Origin of the sequence: Nocardiopsis baichengensis YIM 90130, from assembly GCF_000341205.1 — a bacterium.
Taxonomy (GTDB): domain Bacteria; phylum Actinomycetota; class Actinomycetes; order Streptosporangiales; family Streptosporangiaceae; genus Nocardiopsis_A; species Nocardiopsis_A halophila.
Window position 1 is genome coordinate 212,807 of sequence record NZ_ANAS01000022.1, and the last position, 15,285, is coordinate 228,091.

A 15,285-nucleotide genomic window follows, 5' to 3' on the forward strand; every position below is an offset into this window, starting at 1 on the left:
CGGGCACGCTCCCAGAGGCGCGCCCGGTGATGCGCGCGTGACGCGCAGAACATGAAAAAGCCCCTGACCGTGCGATCTCATCGCAGGTCAGGGGCTTCTTCTCAGGGGTGGAGGTGGCGGGAATCGAACCCGCGTCCTTCAGCACCGCACCAGAGCTTCTCCGGGCGCAGTCCGTGCTGTCGTTCTACTCGGCCCCAGCGCTACCACGGACAGTTCGCTGACAGGCCCAGCCACGAAGATGTCCCACCAGGCCCCGTGGCCTGATCCCGGTGGTGAGTCCTCTTAACGATGCCGGACACTGAGCCGAGGACAGGCCCAGGCCGACAGAGTTGCTATCGCTTAGGCAGCGAGAGCGAACTCAGTGCGCTTGGAATTGGCACTTGATATTTAATGCGAATGCAGGATTAACGAGGTCACAAACGCAACCCTCGGCCCGCTTCCCCTGAAACGATCACCGAAGTCGAAACCGATCACCCCCTGTGGAGTTGTCAACGGGCCCGGGGCCCGCGCGCGGGGAGCCGAAGCCCCCCGAGGGCGCCTCGGGCGGTCGCGGGTGCCTGAGCCCCCGCCCCGTCCAGGGCGTCCTGCGTTCCAACGCTACCGGTACAACGCACGGGACGCCAAGCTGATTCCCGCTCGGGCCCCCGAACACGCAGAAACCCTCGCGGGCGCGGACGGGATCCATCAACGCGGCCCGCGAGGGCGGCCGGCAGGGTCGGGCCGGCCTTCCTGCGGCAGAGCCACCCCCGAGATGAGGCCCTGCCTCCTGGACTGAGTGACGCGACCCCCCATCGCGTCGCCCGGTCACCAGGAAGGACGCCCCCGGAGGCGGACAAGGTTGCCCCGAATGCCGACTTTGCTGCGATTTTCCCGGCCGGTCAGCCGCCGATGGGCGGCTCGGCCCCGGTCTGCTCCCCGGTACCGGGGGTCTGGCCGGGGCTCTGTCCGGGGGTCTGGCCGGGGGTCTGGCCCGTGTCCTGGCCTCCGGCGCCCTCGCCGGTGTCCCCGCCCTCGGCTCCGTCCGCGCCCTCCTGCTCCTCGGAGGACCCGGGCTCCTCGGCCGTCTTCGGCTCGGCGTAGCCGGCCTCGACGTACCCGGCCGGCAGCCCCTGGAGGAAGGTGTTCCCGGCCACCAGCGCGTACTGGTCCCACACCTGCTCCGGGTCGACCTCGGCCACCGCGGCGAACGCGACGTTCCCCTGGTAGCCCACGAACCACTGCACGGTGGTCGCATCCCCGCCGATGGTCTGCTCCACCTGGCCGACCTGCCCGTGCACCGGGACCGTCCCCAGGTTGGCCGGGGTCGCCTGGCCGCGCTCCACCGTCGCGCGCATCATCTGCCGGAGCGCCTCGACCGTGGCGCCGTCCAGCTTCTCCCCGTCGGCCGCCTCGGCGGCCATCTGGTCGTCGGCGTCCACGGCCAGGCGCGGCGCGTGCCAGGTGCCGTCGGCCACCGCGCCGGCCGCCAGCGCCATCCCCAGCGGGCTGACGGTGACGCCCTCGGCACCGGTCATCGCCCCGGCGGTCTCGGCCGCTCCCCCGCCCGCGGAGACCTCGCCGCTGTAGGTGGGCAGCGACAGCCGCCAGTCCGCGCCGATCCCGAAGTCGGCCGCGGTCCGGCGCAGCTCCTCCTCGCCGACGTCGGTGGCCAGCCCGGCCAGCGCCGAAGTGCAGCCGTTGGCGAAGGCGCTCTCCAGCGTCTGCGGCTGCGCCCACACCCCGTTGGGGCCCTCATTGCCGAAGGTCTGCCCGCCGACCTCGGTGCTCTCCTGGCACGCGAGCGAGCCGTCGGCGGTGGCCGCCCCGCTGCGCAGCGCCGCGGCGGCCGAGACGATGGAGAACGCCCCGCCCGGCCGGTACTGCGCGTTCAGCGCACCGTCGTTGTCGAAGGAGGCCGGGTCGCCCGCGGCCGAGAGCACCTCTCCGGTGCGCACGTCGACCGCGACCAGGTGCGCACGCCCGGGCATCGCCTCCAGCGCGTCCTGCGCCGCCTGCTGGGCGGTCAGGTCCAGGGTGGTGGTCAGCGCGCCGCTGGCGGCCCCCGGCCACTCCTTGAGCACCCCGGTCTGCCCGCCGTCGGCGTCCAGGGTGACGACCTGGGTGGTGGCGGTCCCGGCCAGGCGGTGCTGGAAGACGTTCTGCAGACCGCTCAGGCCGACCGTGTCGCCGGCCTGGTAGGCGCTGGCCACCCGGGAGGAGATGTTGTGCTCGGCCGTCCCGGCGACCTCGCCCACCACCGACCGCGCGGCGCGCGGGCTCAGCGGCATGCGCTCCTCGCGGGTCTGCACCCCGGTGATCCCCTCGGCCTCGGAGAGCACCTCGGCGTCCACGTCCTTGGTGCGCATCAGCACCAGCGGCTGGAAGTCCTCCGGCGGGGCCGAGCGGACGCGGTCGGTCATCGGGGCGGGGTCCTCGCCCAGCAGCTCGGCCAGTTCGGTGATGCCGGCGCCGCCGTCCTCCAGCTCGGCGGGGACGACCCCGAACTCGGTCACCTCCGCCTCGCCCACCAGGGGCTCGCCGTTGCGGTCGAAGACGCGGCCGCGGTCGGGCACGTCGTAGTTGACCGCCAGCCGCTCCCCCGCGCCCAGGTCGGGGTGGATCACCGAGGGGTCCCAGGCGATGCGCCAGCCGTCGCCGCCGCGGTTCAGCTCCATCCGCCCGGTGTACTTCCACACCGGGTCGCCGATGCCCAGGTCGGCCTGGGCCTCGAACGCGGCGGTGGCGCCGTCGTCCTCCAGCTCCACCGGCCCCAGGCCGAACCGCACGCCGGCCAGGTCGAGCTGGTCGTGCGCGCTCTCCAGGGCCGCGGCGACCTCCTCGGGGTCGCCGTCGGTCTGGCGGGCGGCGGCCTCGAACTCCCCCGCCTGCCAGTCCAGCAGGAAGGTCCGGACCGCCACGTCCGGGTAGGGCTGGGGCGCGCACGCGGCGAGCGCCGCCGCGGCGGCCAGGCCCGTTCCTGCGCTGAGGTACCGGCGGATGTGACGGGGGGACACCCTGGCTGTTCCTTTCACCTCGCCTAGCGGCGGCGGCGCAGGGCGCGCTCGATGTCGCGCTGCGCCTCGCGCGCGGCGATGTCCTGGCGCTTGTCGTGGCTTCGCTTACCGCGGGCCAGGGCCAGTTCGACCTTGGCCTTGCCCTCGCTGAAGTACAGCGACAGCGGGACGAGCGTGCGCCCCGGCTCCTGGGTCTTGCCGATGAGCCGGGCGATCTCGGTGCGGTGCAGCAGAAGCTTACGCGGTCGCCGGGCCGCGTGGTTGGTCCAGGTCCCGTGCGCGTACTCGGGGATGTGCACGTTCTCCAGCCACACCTCGCCGTTCTTGACGTGCGCGAAGCCGTCGGTGAGCGAGGCGCGCCCGGCGCGCAGCGACTTCACCTCGGTGCCGGTGAGGACCAGCCCCGCCTCGTAGGTGTCGTCGATGTGGTAGTCGTACCGGGCACGGCGGTTCTGCGCGATGACCTTGCGGCCCTTCTCGCGAGGCACTCGACCTCTCCTCTTTCTCCGTCGGGCCCGCGGGGCGGGCCTGGCTCACACCCGAAGGTAGCGCCGCAGCGTCAGGAACGACGAGATGGTGCACAGCAGGATGCCCAGGACCATCGAGAGCCCGATGACGTAGGCCAGCGAACCGGCGCCCAGCGAGATGTTGAAGGCGAACCACTCCTGGATCCGGTCCAACAGGACGTACCGGGTCGCCACGATGAACCCGGAGGCGATCACGCCGCCGATGAGGCCCGAGATGGCCCCTTCCAGCAGGAAGGGCAGCTGGATGTAGAAGTTGGAGGCGCCCACCAGGCGCATGATCCCGGTCTCCCGGCGCCGGCTGTAGGCCGACAGGCGGATGGTGTTGCCGATCAGCAGCGCCGCGGCGGCCAACTGCACGAAGGAGACCACCAGCGCGGCCCACTTGAGCCCGTCCAGCAGCTCGAAGAACTGGTCGAGGACCTGCTGGTCGTTGTGGACCGAGTCGACGCCCGGCCTCCCCTGCACCGTCTCGACCACGGCGTCGAACTCGTTCGGGTTGCTCAGCTGCACCCGGAAGTTGTCCGGGATGTCGCCCTCCTGGGCGGCCTCGGTCAGCGCCCGGTTCTCCGAGAAGCGGTCCTGGAACTCCTTCCAGGCCTCGGCCGCGGTCACGTACTCCACGCCGGTGACCTCGTCCAGCGACTCCAGGTCGGACTGGATCGCCTCGCGGTCCTCCTTGGTGGCCGGGCCGTTCTCCTGGCAGACCTCCGAGGGGGAGACCTCGGTGCACATGTACACCGTGACCGAGACGCGCTCGTCCCAGAACTGGCGCATGTGCGAGATCTGCTGCTGCACCAGCAGGCCGCTGCCGAACAGGGCCAGGGAGATGGCCACCGTGATGATGACGGCGATGGTCATCGTGAGATTACGGCGAAGGCCGATCCACATCTCGGAAAGTACGAATTGTGCGCGCATGAGTGCTAAAGGTCCATCCTTGAGGGCTTCGGCGCTGCTGAGGCCGACGTCGGGTGCCGGGTGTCAGTAGGCCTGGCCGTAGACGCCGCGCGTCTGGTCCCGGACGACCACGCCTTCTTCGAGCTCGATGACGCGCTTGCGCATCGAGTCGACGATCGCGGCGTCGTGCGTCGCCATGACGACCGTCGTCCCGGTCCGGTTGATCCTGTCGAGCACCTTCATGATGCCGATGGAGGTGGCCGGGTCGATGTTTCCGGTCGGCTCGTCGGCCAGCAGGATCTGCGGCCGGTTGACGAACGCGCGCGCGATCGCCACGCGCTGCTGCTCACCGCCGGAGAGCTCCTCGGGCATCCGGTCGGCCTTGCCTTCCAGGCCGACGAGCTCGACGACCTCGGGCACCACCTTGCGGATGAACCGCCGCGGCTTGCCGATGACCTCGAGCGCGAACGCGACGTTCTCGAAGACGTTCTTGTTCGGCAGCAGGCGGAAGTCCTGGAACACGCAGCCGATCCGGCGCCGGAGGTGCGGGACCTTCCAGTTGGACAGGCGCGCCAGGTCCTTGCCGGCGACGTGGACCCTGCCCTTGGTCGGCTTCTCCTCCTTGAGGACCAGCCGGAGGAACGTCGACTTGCCCGACCCCGAGGGGCCGACGAGGAAGACGAACTCACTCTTGTCGACGTCGATCGACACGCTGTCGAGAGCGGGTCGCTTCTGGGTCGTATAGACCTTGGTGACGTTATCGAAGTGGATCACAGGAGCATCACAAGGTTCTCGGAGATCGGGGCACCCGGGCGGACATCGAGGTTCCGCTCAGGGAGGGTCCGGCCGCCCGGCCGGCACAAGCTACCGGCCTGCGGGGCCAAACGACAGTGTAGAGGCGAACGCAACCCGGAATGTCCTTGATCGACACGGCCCCGGGGAGCGCCGGGCGCCCCTTCGGGCGCTCCGGCCTCGGCCGCCCTCTACCAAAGCAGCAGAACCGAGCATATCGGAACTGTCAACCGATCATAACGGTCGCGTATCAGGCCGCGCGCCGCCCGGGACTCGGCGCCGACACCCCGCTAAGCGCTCCCGCCCCGCGGCTCAGGCCCTGCCGTCCTTCTCCTGGCTGCGCATCCACCGGATCTCGGAGTCCAGGAAGGGGTCGATGTCACCCTCCAGGACGCCGGAGGTGTTGCCGGTCTCCATCCCGGTACGGGTGTCCTTGACGCTCTGGTAGGGGTGCAGCACGTAGTTGCGGATCTGCGTGCCCCAGCTGCTGGTGCCCTCGCCGCGCAGCTCCTGCAGCTCGGCGGCCTCCTGGTTGCGCTTGCGCTCCAGCAGCTTGGCCTGGAGCATGCCCATCGCGGTCGCCTTGTTCTGCAGCTGCGAGCGCTCGTTCTGGCAGGCCACGACGATGCCGGTGGGCGTGTGGGTGATGCGCACCGCCGAGTCGGTGGTGTTCACGCCCTGGCCGCCCGGGCCCGAGGAGCGGTAGACGTCGATGCGCAGCTCGCTCTCGTCGATCTCCACGTGGTCGCTCTTCTCGACCACCGGCACCACGTCCACCCCGGCGAACGAGGTCTGGCGCCGGTTCTGGTTGTCGAAGGGCGAGATGCGCACCAGCCGGTGGGTGCCGTGCTCGCCGCGCAGCGTGCCGTAGGCGTAGGGGGCCTTGACCGCGAAGGTGGTCGACTTGACGCCGGCCTCCTCGGCGTAGGAGGTCTCGTAGATCTCGGTGGGGTAGCCGTGCTGCTCGGCCCAGCGCAGGTACATGCGCTGGAGCATCTGCGTCCAGTCGGCCGCGTCCACCCCGCCCGCCTGGGCGTTGATCGACACCAGCGCCTCGCGCTCGTCGTAGGGGCCGCTGAGCAGGGTGCGCACCTCCAGCTCGCCGATGTCGGCGCGCAGCGACTCCAGCTCGCGGTCGGCCTCGGCCCTGGCGTCGGCGTCCTCCTCGGAGGCGGCCAGCTCGAAGAGCACGCCGGCGTCCTCCAGCCGCTGGCGGATCGAGCCGACCTTGTTGACGATGGACTCCAGGTTCGCCAGCTTGCGGGTGACCGCCTGGGCGTGGTCCTGGTCGTTCCACAGCTCCGGGTCGGCAGACTGCTCGCGCAGCTCGGCGATCTCGGTGTTCTTGGCGTCCAGGTCGAGGACGGCTTCGACGCTCGCCATCGTGGACGCGAGTTCCTTGAGCTTTTCTGCGGGGTCTAGGTCTGCCACGCCCCCAAGTCTAGGGCGTGGTGCGAAGGCCCGCGCGCGGCGGAGCCGCGCGCGGGCCTCGTGCGATGCGGTGGGAGATCCGGTGTGCGCGCCGGTGCCCTAGGGGCCCGGGCTCACTCCCCGGCCAGGGAGCGGATGGAGCGCAGCGCCACCGACAGCGTCGCCAGGTCGAAGCGCTCGGTCTCCCAGATCTCCGACATGGTGCGCCCGGCCTGCCGCACCCGGTCGGCGTTCTGCTCGCTCCACTGCTCGGCCAGCCGGTCGGCCGACTCCCCGGCCGAACCGGAGAGCAGCACGTCCCGGGTCAGCTCGGCGTGCGTGGCGTACAGGTCGTCGCGGACCGCCGAGCGCGCCATGGTCGCCCACCGGTCGTCGCGCGGCAGGGCGATGATGCGCTCGCGCAGCCGGGAGATCTGCAGCCGGTCGGCCAGGTGGAAGTAGACCTCGGCCACCTCGCGCACCGGGCGCCCGGTCCGGTCGGCGACCGCCACCAGGTCGAAGGCGGAGTAGGCGGGGACCATCCCGGCGACCCGCTCGGCCAGCTCCACCGGCACCCCCCGGCCCTTGAGCGCGTCCCGGCGCTCGCGGAAGGCGACCAGGTCCCGGCCCTGCAGCAGCTCGGGCAGCTGCGGCACGATCACCGAGGCCCCCTCGGAGAAGAACGCCACCTCCGAGCCCAGGTCGAAGCGGCTGGGCCGGTTGCGCAGCAGCCAGCGCGCGCAGCGCTCGGTGAGCTTGCGGGCCTCCAGCATCATCTGCAACTGGGTGTCGACGTCGATGAGGTGGTCCAGCTCCTCGACCGCGCGCCAGAAGTCGCGCAGCCCGAAGACCTCCATCGCCACCAGGTAGGCGCGGACGATGTCGTCGGCCGACGCGCCCAGCTCCTCGTTCATCCGGAAGGCGAAGGTGGAGCCGGACCAGTTGACCATGTCGTTCACCACCTGGTTGGTGATGATCTGGCGGGCCAGCGGGTGGTCGGGCATCGCGTCGGCGTAGCGCTCCCGCAGCGGCGTGGGGAAGTAGTCCACCAGGGTCCGCCGCAGGTAGGGATCGCCCGGCAGGTCCGAGTCGATCACCTGGTCCTTCAGGTCGATCTTGGTGTAGGCGATGATCACCGCGAACTCGGGGGCGGTCAGCCCCTGGCCGGCCGAGCGCCGCGCCGCGATCGCCTTGTCGTCGGGCAGGAACTCCAGCTTGCGGTCGAGCCCGCCGTCGCGCTCCAGCCGGCGCAGGTAGCGCGCGTGGACGTGCAGCATGGAGGTGGTCTGCTTGCGGGCGGCCGCCAGCACGACGTTCTGCGCGTAGTTGTCGTCCAGGACCAGGTCGGCGACCTCGTCGGTCATCTCCATGAACAGGCGGTCGCGCTCGGCGGCGGGCAGCCGGCCGGCGCGCACCTCCCGGTCCAGCATGATCTTGATGTTCACCTCGTGGTCGGAGGTGTCCACGCCGCCGGAGTTGTCGATGAAGTCGGTGTTGACCCGGCCGCCGGCCAGGGCGTACTCGATCCGGCCCGCCTGGGTCAGGCCCAGGTTGCCGCCCTCGCCCACGACCTTGCAGCGCAGGTCGGCGCCGTCGACCCGGACCGGGTCGTTGGCCTTGTCGCCGACCTGGGCGTCGGTCTCGGTGGAGGCCTTGACGTAGGTGCCGATGCCGCCGTTCCACAGCAGGTCCACCGGCGCCTTGAGGATGCACCGGATCAACTCGAACGGGGTGAGGGCCTGCACCTGACCGTCGATGCCCAGGGCCGCCTTGACCTGCGGGGTGAGCGGGATCGACTTGGCGGTGCGCAGGTGCACGCCGCCGCCCTCGGAGATCAGCGAGGCGTCGTAGTCGGCCCAGGTGCTGCGGGGCAGGGCGAACATCCGCTCGCGCTCGGCGTAGGAGCGCTCGGGGTCGGGGTCGGGGTCGAGGAAGACGTGCCGGTGGTCGAAGGCGGCGATCAGGCGGGTGTGCCGGGACAGCAGCATGCCGTTGCCGAACACGTCGCCGGACATGTCGCCGACGCCGACCGCGGTGAAGTCCTCGCTCTGGACGTCCGTCCCCATCTCGCGGAAGTGGTACTTGACCGACTCCCAGGCGCCGCGGGCGGTGATGCCCATGGCCTTGTGGTCGTAGCCCACCGACCCGCCGGAGGCGAAGGCGTCCCCGAGCCAGAAACCGCGCTGCTTGGCGATGGCGTTGGCGGTGTCGGAGAAGGTCGCGGTGCCCTTGTCGGCGGCCACCACCAGGTAGGTGTCGTCGCCGTCGTGGCGCACCACCGAGGCCGGGTACTCCACCTTGCCGTCGACCAGGTTGTCGGTGACGTCCAGCAGGCCGCTGATGAACTGCTCGTAGCAGGCGACGACCTCGGCCATGACCGTGTCCCGGTCACCGGAGGGCAGGCGCTTGCACACGAAGCCGCCCTTGGCGCCGCTGGGCACGATCACCGAGTTCTTCACCATCTGCGCCTTGACCAGGCCCAGGATCTCGGTGCGGAAGTCCTCGGGCCGGTCCGACCAGCGCAGGCCGCCGCGGGCGACCGAGCCGAAGCGCAGGTGCACGCCCTCCATGCGCGGGGAGTAGACGAACATCTCGAAGCGCGGGCGCGGCTCGGGCAGGTCGGGGATGGCCTGCGGTTCCAGCTTGTAGACCAGGTAGGGCTTGGGCCGCCCGTCGGCGCCGGTCTGGAAGTAGTTGGTGCGCAGGGTGGCGTGCACGCAGGCGGCGAAGGCGCGCAGGATGCGGTCGTGGTCCAGGCTGGCGACCTGGTCCAGCTCGCCGCGGATCTCCTCGGCGATCGCCTCGGTGCGTTCGGAGCGCCCGGCCTCGTAGTGCGGGTCGAAGCGCGACTCGAACAGGCGCACCAGCAGCTCGGCCACGTGCGTGTTGGCGGCCAGCACCCCGGCCATGTAGTCGGCGGTGAAGGTGGTGCCGGTCTGGCGCAGGTACTTGGCGTAGGCGCGCAGGATGGTCAGCTGGCGCCAGTCCAGGCCCGCCTTGACCACCAGGGTGTTGAACCGGTCGGACTCCCCGCGCCCCTCCCACAGGGCGCTGAAGGCGTCCTCGAACAGGAACTTGAACCGGTTGTCGGGGACCGCGGCGCCGTCCATGGGGGCCAGGCCGAAGTCGTAGATCCAGGCGCGGCCCTCGCCGCCGCGGGAGGCGTCGTGGGCGGCGATGCCGTAGGGGCGCTCGTCGACCACCTCCACGCCCATGTTCTCCAGCAGCGGCAGCACCTTGGACAGCGACACCGGGGCGCCGCGGCGGTAGAGCTTGAGGTGCCAGGCCCCGGAGTCGGGGTCCCTGCGGTGCAGGTTGACCGCGAACCCGCCCTCGGGCAGGTCCCGCAGCCGGGACAGGTCGTCGACCGCGGTCCGCGGGTCGGTGTCGACCTTGTACCCCTCGGGCAGGGCCTCGCCGAGCCCGCGCACCGCCCGCATGCCCTCGTCGGCGCCGTAGCGGGCCTTGAGCTCGGCCTGCAGGTCGTCGTCCCAGGAGCGGGTGGCGGCCACCACGCGCCGCTCCAGGGCGGCGCGGTCGACGTCGGCCAGGGCGCGGCCGCGCGGGGCGCGCACCACCAGGTAGAGGCGGGCCAGCGAGGAGGAGCCGACCATGACGCTGTGGTCCATGGAGGCGCCCTGGAAGGCCTCGTCGAGCACGTCCTGGATGTCGAGGCGGACCTGGGTGTTGTAGCGGTCCCGCGGCATGTAGACCAGGCAGGACATGTACCGGCCGTAGGGGTCGCGGCGCAGGAAGAGCTTGGCGCCGGGGCGCTCGCGCAGCCGCAGCACGCCCATGACCACGTCGTACAGGTCGTCGACGGGGGTCTGGAAGAGCTCCTCTCGGGGGAAGCCCTCCAGGATCTCCGCCAGGTCCTTGCCGTCGTAGCTCTCGGGGTCGAACCCGGCGCGGTCCAGGACCTCGGCCTGCTTGCGGCGCAGCAGCGGGATCTGGCGGATGCCGGTGGTGGCGGCCTCGTGGGTGTAGAGCCCGAGGAAGCGGCGCTCGCCGACGATGCGGCCCTGGTCGTCGAAGCGCTTGACGCCGACGTAGTCCAGGTACTTGGGGCGGTGGACGGTGGCCCGGGAGTTGGCCTTGGTCAGCACCAGTGCGTGCGGCTCGCGGGCCTTGGCGCGCACGGGCGGGGGCAGCGCGGCGAAGCTGCTGGAGGCGGGGGCGTCCATCCGCAGGATGCCCAGCCCGGTGCCGGCCCGCGGCCCCAGGGCGTCGTTGCCCTCCTCATCGGCGGCCAGGTCGTACTCGCGGTAGCCCATGAAGTGGAAGTGGCCGTCGGCGACCCAGCGCAGGAAGGCCTCGCTCTCCGAGGCCTCGGCGGGATCGACGCCGCCGGCGCGCATCGCCTCGGCGGCCGCGGCGAGCTCGTCGGCGAGCTCGGTGGCGCGGGCGCGCATCTTGGCCTTGTCCTCGTCCACCGCGCGCACGTCGCCCAGCACCCGCTCCAGGTCGGAGGCGACCTCCTTGAGCACGGTGGGGTCGCTCTGCCGCTCGACCTCGATGTGCATCCAGGACTCGGGCAGCGGCAGCAGGCCGTCCTCACCGGCGGCCGGCTCGACCTCGCGCAGGTGCCCGGCCAGGTCGCGGGCGACGCTGAGCTGGGGGTGGACCACCAGGCGCACGGCCAGGCCCTGCCGGTCGAGCTCCATGGTGACCGAGTCGACGAGGAAGGGGGCGTCGTCGGTGACCACCTCGACCACGGTGCGGTCCAGGTCCCAGCCGTCGTCGGCGGCCGTGGGGTTGAACACCCGCACCTTGGCGCGGCCCTGCGGGCGCTCCGCGGCGAAGCGGTAGTGGGCCAGGGCCGGGGCGCACAGGCCGGCGGGCGAGCGCTCCTTCAGCTCCTCGGGGTCGACGTGGCGGTAGTACAGGCGCAGAAAGCGTTCGGTCCGGTCCGGATCGGCGGTGGTGCCGCCGTCGGCGGACCACTGTTCGGCCGCCTCGCGGACCAGCCGGTCCTGAACGGCGTCGGTCTGCCCGGGCATGTTCGATCTCACTCCCTTGTGAGCCGTCGGGGGTCGATCATCGGGTGATGCGACTTGTGAAGTTCTGTGAGGGTCGGTGCGCCGCCGTCGCCCCGCGGCCGGGCCGCGGGGCGGCGGCGTCCCGTTCGGGACCCTGTGCGCACAGGTGGGGGCTGCGGCGGCCGGACTCCGTTGTCCGGCCAGCGCCCGTGGAACAGGCTACTCCGTTTCACACGGCACAACCCTTACCAACGCCGACCAACGTCGTTAACAGTACGTTTCCGCCATCAAGGCCCCGAACGGCGATCGACGGACGATCCTCGACGGGGCACACCAGCGACGCTACGCGGGAGGACGCGGCGCGGCCAGCCTTGCAGGCGCGCTGTCCCAAGTCGGCCCCGGGGACGGCGGGACGGTCCGCATCCCCCTAGTACTACCCGATCCCGGCGCCGGGCGGGGGCGTGCTCAGCCGATTCCGGTGCCCGGCGGGTCGGTCGCCTTGAGCACCGCGCCGACCACCGCCCGGGGGTCGGTCAGGTCCTCCAGCACCTGCTCGGCGCCGGCGGCGCGCAGCTGGGACTCGGTGGCCGAGCCGCTGAGCACCCCGATCGGCGCGGCGCGGCCGATCACCGCGGCCTCCACGTCGCGCACCGAGTCGGTGATGTAGACGGTGGAGCGCTCGGGGAACTCCGCGCCGCGCGCCTCGGCGGCGCGCATCCGGGTGAACTGGATCAGGCTGGCCTTGGGGTAGCCCTCGGACCCGAATCCGCCCAGGGACAGGTCCAGGTACCCGTCGAGGCCGAAGGCCTGGAGCTTGGCCACGGCGTTGGGCTTGATGGTGCCGGTGACCACGGTCTGCACGGTGTCCTCCATCGCGGCCACGGCGGCCAGCGCCTCGGCGGCGCCGGCGGCGGCGCGCGCCCGCGCCGGGAGCTGGTCGCGGCGGCGGACGAAGCCGTCGGCCAGGGCCTGCACGAACTCGGCCAGCGGCTCCTCGCCCGGCTCGATGTCCACGTCGTTGCGGGCGAAGAACTCGAAGAACACCTCCGAGTCGGTGCGCCCGGCGGTGGCGGCCAGGTAGACCAGCGGCGTCCCGGTGGCCCGCTCGAACGCCTCCGCGTAGGCGGAGCGCGTGACCTGCGCTGCGTCGACGAGCGTGGGGTCGACGTTCCACAACACGAGGCGGCTGATGGCAGTCTCCTTGAAGGCGAAGGGGCGGCGACCGACGCCTTCCATAGTGCCGCAATCCCGGAACCGGCGGCCTCCCGCGGGCGTCCCATCGCCGGTGGTGCTCCCCCGGCGCCCCCGGCACGGCACGGGTGCGGGAGCATCACGGTGTCGCGGGCCACGGAGGACGGAGCGGACGGGCGGGCATGAGCGTATTCGGCGGGGACGGGCTGATCGAGCCGGGCTTCTTCTCGGGGGACGACAGCTGGGGCGGGCAGCAGACCGACCGGGCCCAGAACGCGGCGATCCGCACCCTGCGGGGCCAGGTCAACGACGAGCGCCGCCGACTCAAGTCCGAGCTGCGGAGCATCCGGGGGTCGATGGAGCAGCGCTTGGACCGCATGGCCGCCTCCTTCGACGCGTTCGTCGAGCTCAGCGACGTGCGCGAGCAGCTGGTGGCGTTCGCCGGGGCGGCGATGGTGCGGCGGCGGGTGCTCGCCGTGCTCGACGGGGCCGACCCGGCCCCGGACCTCCTGCGGCGACCCGGGGCCGGCACCGAGGGCTACTGGCTGGTCCCGGCGGCCCACGGCCTGGCCGACCTGCTCTCCGGCGACCTGGGCGGGGCGCAGCGGCACCTGTCCGAGGCCGCCGACCTCGATGCGGAGCGGGCGGGAACGTTCGCCCTGCTCGCGGCGGCCCTGCGGGCCCCGGAGGCGGCGCCGGCCCCGGCCGAGTGGATCCTTCCGGGGCTCATGCCCGAACCGCCGGAGCACCTGGCGGCCCACCAGTACGCCCTCCTCCTGCTCGCCGCCGAGGGGCGGCTGGGCGAGGGGCCGCGCGACCGGCTGCTCACCGGGGGGCGGCTCCTGCTCCGCGAGGCCACCGGAGGGTCCGCCGCCGACGCCCCGGAGGCGCTGCTGGCGCCCCTGCTCTCCGGATCGCAAGGGCCGCCCCGGGAGCCGACCGGGCTGAGCGGGACCGGACCGGTGCGCCAGGCCCTGGAGGCCGGATCCCGCCTCGCCCGATTGAGGACGGTGATCGAAGGGCACGCCGAGCGCACGGGAGACGACGGGGCCGCGCCCTCCTCCCCCGCCCTGGCCGCGGCGGCGCCCGTCCTGCGCCTGCTGGTCGAGGAGGGGAGCCCCGAGGAGGCACCGCTGCTGCACCGGGCGGGACAGCTGCGGTCGGTCGTGGAGAGCGGCGGCGGAACGGCGGACGACGTCGAGCCGCGGTCCTGGAACGACGCGGCGGGGGTGACTCTGGACCTGCTGATGGGGTCGGCGTTCTCCGCGCGCAGCGCCCTGGGGACCCGGCGGTTCGCGCTGGACCTGTTCGCACCGGTGGTCCGCGACGGGGCCCGGGCCCTGGAGGAGCGCGCGACCGTCCCGCTCCCGGAGCTGGTGACCGCCCGCGAGCGCGGGGTGGAGGTGGCGGTCGGCGCCTCCGGCCCCGACCCCTCGTCGCTCCGGACGGCCCGCGAGCGACTGTCGGCGCAGGGCGACGACTCCGAGGTCCGCGGGGTCCTGATCCAGGCCGCCATGGCCGGGGCGTCCTTCCTGGCCTGCATGGTCGCGGCGGCGGCGATGTCCTCTCCGTTGCTGTGGGTGCTCACCGTCATCACGGGGCTCGGCGCAGGCTGGCTGGTCTGGCGCCTCGCAGAGGCCCGCGCCGCGCTCCGGACCGGGCGCGAGTACACGCTGAGCTCCCTGGAGCGCAAGGCGCTGTCGGCGGCGCGCTCATGGGCGAAGTACCGGTCCCACGCAGAACAGACCCAGGCCCGCGCCCGCGAGGACGCCGAGGCGATCGAGCGGGTCCTCGGCGCGGGCCGCTGACGAGCGGCAGGAGTGCGCATGGATCCCCCCGGACCGCCGATGAGTGGCTGACGCGCTTCGAGGAGGCGATGACGCCGGTGTTCCGCTGGGGGGGTGACGGGGGCGCCGACGCCGCCGTCAGTGGAGGATGTCGCCTCTGACAAGAGCGAGAAGGCCACCACTCCCCGGCCGGGAGCCGCCTCGTTGGAAAGGTGTTGTGATGAGGCGGCGACGGCGGAGGGGCTGGTGCCCCGCTCGTGGGCCCCACCCGGGAGGCGGGCCACCGGAGTCAGAGGTAGATGGCGGCGGCGAAGAGGCCGGGCGCTTACCCGGGCCCGCTTGTCGGCCGCCAGACTCCTCGCGTTCCGGAAGGGAGAGCAGCGACGGCGCAGCAGGTGCCCCCTCGCGGGCCCCGGCCGGACGCCGGGCCCAAGGGGGCGCCGGGCCCTCACCAACCAGGCGTTTCGGGCGCAGGAGAGGCGGTGCGCGCATCGATTGTCGGGGAGTGGTCAGGAAAAGCGCCCGATTGCGGCTGTTCCCCGACGCTCAACGGCCCCGGAGAGGGGCGTGTCCCGCCGGGTGGCGGAACTTTCGGCCGCGTTCTTGTGAGCGGTGCGACCGCTGCACCTCGATCGGCGACCCGGCCCCGGTGCGTCCCCTCCTCGCCGTTGATCTCGGGAAAGCCGGGGTAATACTCGCCGGTATTACCCCG

Annotated in this window: 8 protein-coding genes and 1 other RNA gene; 1 reads left to right on the forward strand and 8 read right to left on the reverse strand. The window is 72.3% G+C overall.

Annotation, left to right across the window (positions count from 1 at the left end):
- Window positions 1–105: 105 nt before the first annotated feature.
- From ssrA to C892_RS0119070, 8 genes are all read right to left on the reverse strand, one after another.
- Window positions 106–478: a transfer-messenger RNA gene (gene ssrA, locus C892_RS30740) on the reverse strand.
- 400 nt (window positions 479–878) lie between these two features.
- Window positions 879–2,993, reverse strand: coding sequence for a penicillin-binding transpeptidase domain-containing protein (locus tag C892_RS0119040; RefSeq protein WP_017558477.1), 2,115 nt, complete (start codon window positions 2,991–2,993; stop codon window positions 879–881).
- A gap of 23 nt (window positions 2,994–3,016) precedes the next feature.
- Window positions 3,017–3,481, reverse strand: coding sequence for an SsrA-binding protein SmpB (gene smpB, locus C892_RS0119045; RefSeq protein ID WP_017538477.1), 465 nt, complete (start codon window positions 3,479–3,481; stop codon window positions 3,017–3,019).
- 45 nt (window positions 3,482–3,526) lie between these two features.
- The gene (gene ftsX, locus C892_RS0119050) at window positions 3,527–4,435 is read right to left on the reverse strand and encodes a permease-like cell division protein FtsX (RefSeq protein ID WP_193374791.1); all 909 of its coding nucleotides are present in this window, start codon (window positions 4,433–4,435) and stop codon (window positions 3,527–3,529) included.
- A 63-nt stretch (window positions 4,436–4,498) separates the two neighbouring features.
- Window positions 4,499–5,188: a cell division ATP-binding protein FtsE gene (ftsE, locus tag C892_RS0119055; protein WP_017538479.1), complete on the reverse strand. Its 690-nt coding sequence runs from the start codon at window positions 5,186–5,188 to the stop codon at window positions 4,499–4,501.
- A 330-nt stretch (window positions 5,189–5,518) separates the two neighbouring features.
- The gene (prfB, locus tag C892_RS0119060; protein WP_026124484.1) at window positions 5,519–6,637 is read right to left on the reverse strand and encodes a peptide chain release factor 2; all 1,119 of its coding nucleotides are present in this window, start codon (window positions 6,635–6,637) and stop codon (window positions 5,519–5,521) included.
- 113 nt (window positions 6,638–6,750) lie between these two features.
- Entirely contained in the window at window positions 6,751–11,616 is a 4,866-nt protein-coding gene (locus C892_RS0119065; RefSeq protein WP_017558480.1) for an NAD-glutamate dehydrogenase, read from the reverse strand.
- A 444-nt stretch (window positions 11,617–12,060) separates the two neighbouring features.
- On the reverse strand, window positions 12,061–12,831 hold the full coding sequence (locus C892_RS0119070; RefSeq protein ID WP_017558481.1) for an HAD family hydrolase: 771 nt from the start codon (window positions 12,829–12,831) through the stop codon (window positions 12,061–12,063).
- A gap of 137 nt (window positions 12,832–12,968) precedes the next feature.
- On the opposite strand from C892_RS0119070, the gene C892_RS0119075 reads away from it, so the two are divergent.
- Window positions 12,969–14,594, forward strand: a complete 1,626-nt coding sequence (locus tag C892_RS0119075) for an amino acid adenylation domain-containing protein (RefSeq protein WP_017558482.1) — start codon at window positions 12,969–12,971, stop codon at window positions 14,592–14,594.
- Window positions 14,595–15,285 lie beyond the last annotated feature (691 nt).